At 41.0% G+C, this 5,591-nt stretch carries 5 protein-coding genes, 1 tRNA gene and 1 pseudogene; 4 read left to right on the top strand and 3 right to left on the bottom strand.

Features of this window, described 5'->3' with window-relative positions:
- Positions 1–261 (top strand): annotated as a pseudogene (locus tag AB6735_RS27835) (hypothetical protein); the annotation flags it as partial.
- Positions 262–280: 19 nt separating this feature from the next.
- On the opposite strand, the gene AB6735_RS27840 reads toward AB6735_RS27835, so the two are convergent.
- The gene (locus tag AB6735_RS27840; RefSeq protein WP_370999451.1) at positions 281–1,558 is read right to left on the bottom strand and encodes a site-specific integrase; all 1,278 of its coding nucleotides are present in this window, start codon (positions 1,556–1,558) and stop codon (positions 281–283) included.
- A 248-nt stretch (positions 1,559–1,806) separates the two neighbouring features.
- Positions 1,807–1,894: transfer RNA gene (locus AB6735_RS27845), tRNA-Ser, on the bottom strand.
- A gap of 264 nt (positions 1,895–2,158) precedes the next feature.
- Here AB6735_RS27845 and AB6735_RS27850 point away from each other — a divergent pair.
- The 3 genes from AB6735_RS27850 (at position 2,159) to cdaA (ending at position 4,595) form a co-directional block, all read left to right on the top strand.
- A complete protein-coding gene (locus AB6735_RS27850; RefSeq protein WP_370999452.1) occupies positions 2,159–3,130 on the top strand; it encodes a polyprenyl synthetase family protein in 972 nt (323 codons plus the stop codon).
- Positions 3,131–3,220: 90 nt separating this feature from the next.
- Positions 3,221–3,703 carry a group II truncated hemoglobin gene (locus AB6735_RS27855; RefSeq protein WP_370999453.1) on the top strand — a complete coding sequence of 161 codons (483 nt, stop codon included), beginning with the start codon at positions 3,221–3,223 and terminating at the stop codon, positions 3,701–3,703.
- Between the two features lie 100 nt (positions 3,704–3,803).
- Entirely contained in the window at positions 3,804–4,595 is a 792-nt protein-coding gene (cdaA, locus tag AB6735_RS27860) for a diadenylate cyclase CdaA (RefSeq protein WP_076375400.1), read from the top strand.
- An 11-nt stretch (positions 4,596–4,606) separates the two neighbouring features.
- Here cdaA and AB6735_RS27865 read toward each other — a convergent pair whose 3' ends face one another.
- Positions 4,607–4,978: a hypothetical protein gene (locus AB6735_RS27865; protein WP_370999454.1), complete on the bottom strand. Its 372-nt coding sequence runs from the start codon at positions 4,976–4,978 to the stop codon at positions 4,607–4,609.
- Between the last annotated feature and the right edge of the window lie 613 nt (positions 4,979–5,591).

Consider the following 5,591-nt stretch of genomic DNA (forward strand, 5'->3'; position numbering starts at 1 on the left):
CCCTGGTCAAATATCGGCGGAACACATTGCAACATTGCCCCGGAATACATGGTCAATTTCAGCGGTATACCCACGCTATGGCAAAAAAGCGGTTATCAACAGCAACTAAAAGTATCGCGAAAACAGTTGATGACCGGCGCACGTTTTCGCAGCATTACCACTTATCATAAATGCATAAGTCACCTGAATAACCTGAATTATATCTCTTATCAACCAACCTACGACTCTTATGAGGGAAGCACAATACAAGTGCTTCCCTGACATGCTGCGCTTTTTCATATTAATAGATCTGGACAGGAAGTTCAATATCTTCTTCAGGCTCTTGCTGCCCTAATCTACCTCTCTCTAATAAACTCTCCTCCAACAAGAGCATATCCTTGCTCACCTTATAATCTTGCATCTTTGCATAATGCTGGGTTTGCTTAATATCGGCATGGCCCAGCATTTTCGATACCGTCTCAATCGGAACACCATTGTTCAAAGTAACAGTGGTTGCGAAGGTATGCCTGGCTATATGGAATGTCAGTTCGGTTTTAATACCGCAGCATCCCGCAATTTCCTTTAAATAAGTATTCATACATTGATTGGTCAGCACCGGTAAAGCCATGCCTGTATCTGAGCATTTTGGATGGTCCCGATATTTGACCAATATCTGCTGAGCCGGCAAGAGCAGGGGTATTCGCGATGGTGCGCTTGTCTTTTGCCTTACAACAAATAGCCAAAATTTCTTATCCTGCCCATATCTGATATCCGATCGTTTTAATTTTTGAACATCGACATACGCAAGTCCCGTATAACAGCTGAAAATGAAAATATCCCTAACGGCATCAAGCCGGGAGTTATCAAAATCTTTCATTTCCAGCTTTCTTAGTTCGGCTTCAGTTAACGCTGTTCGCTCTACCTTTTTCTTCGTCATCTTAAACTTAGCAAATGGATCTGCAGGTAACCAGCCGTTTTTCACGCAAATAAGCACGATCTTTTTGAAATTTGCCAGGTATTTGACGGTTGAATTATGATTGCAGTTCCTGACGGTTTTCAGCCAAAATGAATACTGTGAAATAAATTCGTGGTCTAAATTCCGGATGTCAATATCTTCATCGCTACCATACTGCCATTTCATAAATGCTTTAGTGTGGCCAAACGAAATCTCATATCTCCCAATTGTTCCTCGGGCATAATCTTTCCCTTCCAAAGCTTTCATCTGATCATTATGATGCCTGAATATTTCTAAAATGGTTCGGCGTTTGTCATAGTTGCCGGTTAAAATGTCTTTAATCGCTTTAGCAGAAACCTCTTTATTAGACTCTATTAACTGCCTTTTGGCCTGATAAACTTTATGGTCCAAGACTTCAAGGAAGTTATTTAGTTCCTTGATTGATTCTTTGTTGCCAATTGCCCGGCCTGTTTGACTGTTCCATTTAGCAGCCTCACATTTTCTTTTGGTGGACATTTCTTTAGATTGGCCGTCAACGGTGATCTTTAAATAGATGAACATGTCATCATTCTGATTTTGGGACTGTTTTAAGAAGAAGTGTAGTCCGAAAGTTTTCTCTAACATAACTCTGATTTAAAAGTTAAACAAAAATACTAATATGTGATCCGATGCACAAGATGTCCACGCCGTAAACAGGCTGTATATCAGTTTATTACATCGTTTTCGTTGCGTGATTTTTGCTTTTCAAATCACGCAACGAATCACGCAATAGAGTTATGCGTTTTTATGCGAGTTTTGGTAGAGTGGAAAATAGAAAAAGCCCTTTAACACACAATTAAAGGGCTTTTTACGACTTTTGTTAATGTTTTCAGCGGAGAGGGAGGGATTCGAACCCTCGATACACTTTTGGCGTATACACACTTTCCAGGCGTGCTCTTTCGACCACTCAGACACCTCTCCGGATTAAATGGGATTGCAAAGGTAAAATAATATTGCTTTCAAAGGGAATAAAAAAGCGAAGTCCTCTTTACAGAGGGCCCCGCCTTCACGAAAACTTTAACTCAACTTATAAAATATGGCATTTGTAGTATAGAGTGTAAATAACATGTTTGGTTTAGTTTGGGTAAAAAATATATGGTGGTAATGCAGATAAATAATTTTAGCTTATGTTTGCTTCGTATTGCCGTATGGTAATTTTACACGTAAAAAGCTTGTTTAGTTTAAATGCTGAGCATCAACAACATTAAAAAACCTATTGCTGCCGATATTGATGTATTTGAGGAGAAGTTTAAATCTTCTATGCAAAGCTCGGTACCTTTGCTCGACAGGATAACCCATTATATTGTTAAGCGCAAAGGAAAGCAGATAAGACCCATGTTTGTGTTTTTTGCCGCCAGTATTTGCGGAGGCATTAACGAATCGACCCATCGTGGGGCCGCTTTGGTTGAATTGTTGCATACGGCTTCATTAGTGCATGACGATGTGGTTGATAATTCTTACCAGCGTCGTGGCTTTTTCTCCATCAATGCTTTATGGAAAAATAAAATCGCCGTTTTAGTAGGCGATTACCTGCTTTCAAAAGGTCTGCTGCTATCTATTGATAATGGTGACTTTCAGTTACTTCGTATCGTATCTGACGCGGTAAAGCAAATGAGCGAGGGTGAACTGATGCAGATCGAAAAAGTACGCCGCATGGATATTGGCGAACCCGTGTATTATGAAGTGATCCGCCAAAAAACGGCATCGCTTATTGCTTCGTGCTGCGCCTGCGGGGCTGCATCAGCCGGGGCCTCTGACGAAGTTGTTGAAAAAATGCGCCTGTTTGGCGAAAAAATTGGCATCGCCTTCCAGATCAAGGATGATATGTTTGATTTTGGTACCGATGATGTGGGCAAACCCCTTGGTATCGATATCAAGGAAAAAAAGGTTACCCTGCCATTGATCTATTCGCTGGCCAATGCTACCGATTCTGAAAAGAAAAGGATCATTAACCTGGTTAAAAATCATAATGACGACCCTGCGAAGATTGCCCAGATAGTTAAGTTTGTAAATGATACCGGCGGACTGCAGTACGCCGAAACCCAAATGAAAAAATATCAGGATGAGGCTTTTGAGATCCTCAACACTTTCCCCGACAGCGATTCGCACCGCGGATTAGAGCAATTGGTAAGATTTACTACCGAACGTAACAAATAGGCGTATTATCATATTCATCATTACCGGGTTATACTTTTAACTTTGGTTTGGCTGTACTATCTTTATTCATCAATTAAAACACGTTTTATTATGGATGCAACAAGTAAACCAGCTGTGCCTACGCTTTTTGAGTGGGCAGGTGGTACAAAAGCCTTTGAAAACCTTTTTGACAAGTTTTATGATAAAGTACGGGCCGACGACTTGCTTAAGCCTGTATTTAAGCATATGAGCCCACAGCACCGCCTGCACGTGGCCCATTTTGTAGCCGAGGTATTAGGAGGTCCCAAAACCTATAGCGAGCAGGAAGGCAGCCATTTTATCATGATCAGCAAGCATCTGCAAAAATATCTGACCGAGGCACATCGCAAACGCTGGATAGAACTGCTATTACAAACCGCCGATGAATATGCATTACCTGACGATCCGGAGTTTCGTTCGGCATTTATGGCTTACCTGGAATGGGGAACTCGCATCGCGGTCATTAACTCCAAAACAGATGAAGTAACAGAGCCTACGGATGTTCCGATGCCGGAATGGGGCTGGGGCGTAGTTGGCGGTCCTTACATTCCCTGAATTTTCAGAAGGATAGTCATGGCTATTTAAAAAAAGAACGTTGCTTGTTGCGCTGGGATAGCATGGCTTTAACTTCTCCTTAAACTTATTAACTTCGTAAATGCAATCTATATTCCTCAGCTTCCCCAAGATCACATTTTTTGATATCCTTGATGTGGTTCTGGTAGCTTTTATCATATACCAGCTTTATAATCTCATCCGGGGTACTATCGCCGCCAATATCTTTATCGGCTTCGCCGTGATATTTGCATTGAACTTTGTGGTGAACGCCCTGCACATGAAACTGCTCACCGCCATTTTAGGCAAGTTTGTTGATGTGGGTATCATCGCGGTTATCGTGGTATTTCAGCAGGAAGTAAGACGTTTTTTACTGTTGGTGGGCAAAAACGCTTCGCTGCAGCGAAACAAAGCCTGGTGGCAATACTTTTTTGGTAAAGCCGAGGCCGAGAAAAATAACTACGCACGTATAAAACCCATTATAGATGCCTGCAAAAGCATGAAACAAACCCGCACCGGGGCCCTAATTGTATTTGCCAAATATTATGACGAGCAGTTTTATCAAAACAGCTGCGAGGTAATGGATGCCAAGATATCAAAGCGTCTGCTGGAGAGTATCTTCCAGAAAACCAGTCCGCTGCATGACGGGGCGGTGGTGATATCTGAAAATAAAATCAAATCGGCCAGTTGCATTTTACCGCTTACCGAAAAAACAGATCTGCCTGCTCAATTTGGTTTGCGCCACCGGGCCGGTATTGGTGTAACTGAGGCTAACGAGGCTACTGCCATTATCATATCCGAAGAAACCGGTGAATTATCCTATGCCAAACAAGGCCGTGTTAAAATGAATATCAGCTTTGCCGAACTGGAAAAAGTGCTGAATAAGGATTTTTAACCAGTTGATAATTAGGGTCGAATAGTTTTTACTACCGAGTCTGTTTTTGCCTCGCCAAGCCGTTTGATCAGCATGGTATAATGCATATTGGGTTCATCTGTTTTTACAACCGGCATTTTATCAGCAGATTGTAGTTTGACTACCGGCATGTGGTCATTCATTTCTGCAGCGAATATATTATTTGCGGGTGGTACACTGGTCAACGGTTGGATCAAATTAGGTTTGGCTGGTGTTAGCGTTATTGTATTATTGTCGAATAAACCTTTAGAATAAGGATAAACAGAATTGTAGGGTTTTTTGCCAGGCAGTGGTACAGCCAGTTGCTGGGCCCTTAACTGGGTAACACCACCTATCATCAATATAAATAACCAAATGAATTTCATGCGATACAGGATTTACATAAATATAAGATTATCTCAGGAAATCTAAATGTTAAAAAATGTTATTTAACATTTGAGGCTTAGCCAGATATACTTTTTAAACCTCGAATTTTAACAAATTTCGACTCAAAAGCGGGCTAAAAATGGATGAAAACCACTCAAAAAACCCTCATTTTAACACTTTTTAACAAATTTTAACACCGTTTTGAGCAGTTTTTGAAACTTTAAAAAGTATTAATTAGTTGATTGTCAAATAACTATATACAAAATGGTCGGTTTTTGGTCTTGTTTTAACCTTAACCAAACGGCCCGGCTTCCTGTTTTTGCAGGGAGTCGGGCCGTTGTTTGATATAAAGATACGAAAAAAACGGCGGAATTGGAAGTAGGGGAGCAAGTCAATTTGTCGTCTGTTCGACTCACCTGATCTACCCTTCGCCGAATCCCTCTCTATGCGCATGTAGAGCACAAAATAGTACGTCATTGCGAGGTACGAAGCAATCTCTACGTAAGCAAATCAATCGGAAAGGTTAACTCTGTATAGCATAGAGATTGCTTCGTACCTCGATTTCTATGATCTAAGCAACTAATTTGAGATAATTTTTTTCATATTTTCTAT

It is taken from the genome of Mucilaginibacter sp. RCC_168 (assembly GCF_041355315.1).
In the GTDB taxonomy this organism is placed as follows: Bacteria; Bacteroidota; Bacteroidia; order Sphingobacteriales; family Sphingobacteriaceae; genus Mucilaginibacter.

Excerpts from the sequence above, each read along its gene's own strand:
- AB6735_RS27840 (WP_370999451.1), bottom strand. The coding sequence starts at position 1,558 with ATGTTAGAGAAAACTTTCGGACTACACTTCTTCTTAAAACAGTCCCAA.
- AB6735_RS27850 (WP_370999452.1), top strand. The coding sequence starts at position 2,159 with ATGCTGAGCATCAACAACATTAAAAAACCTATTGCTGCCGATATTGAT.
- AB6735_RS27855 (WP_370999453.1), top strand. The coding sequence starts at position 3,221 with ATGGATGCAACAAGTAAACCAGCTGTGCCTACGCTTTTTGAGTGGGCA.
- cdaA (WP_076375400.1), top strand. The coding sequence starts at position 3,804 with ATGCAATCTATATTCCTCAGCTTCCCCAAGATCACATTTTTTGATATC.
- AB6735_RS27865 (WP_370999454.1), bottom strand. The coding sequence starts at position 4,978 with ATGAAATTCATTTGGTTATTTATATTGATGATAGGTGGTGTTACCCAG.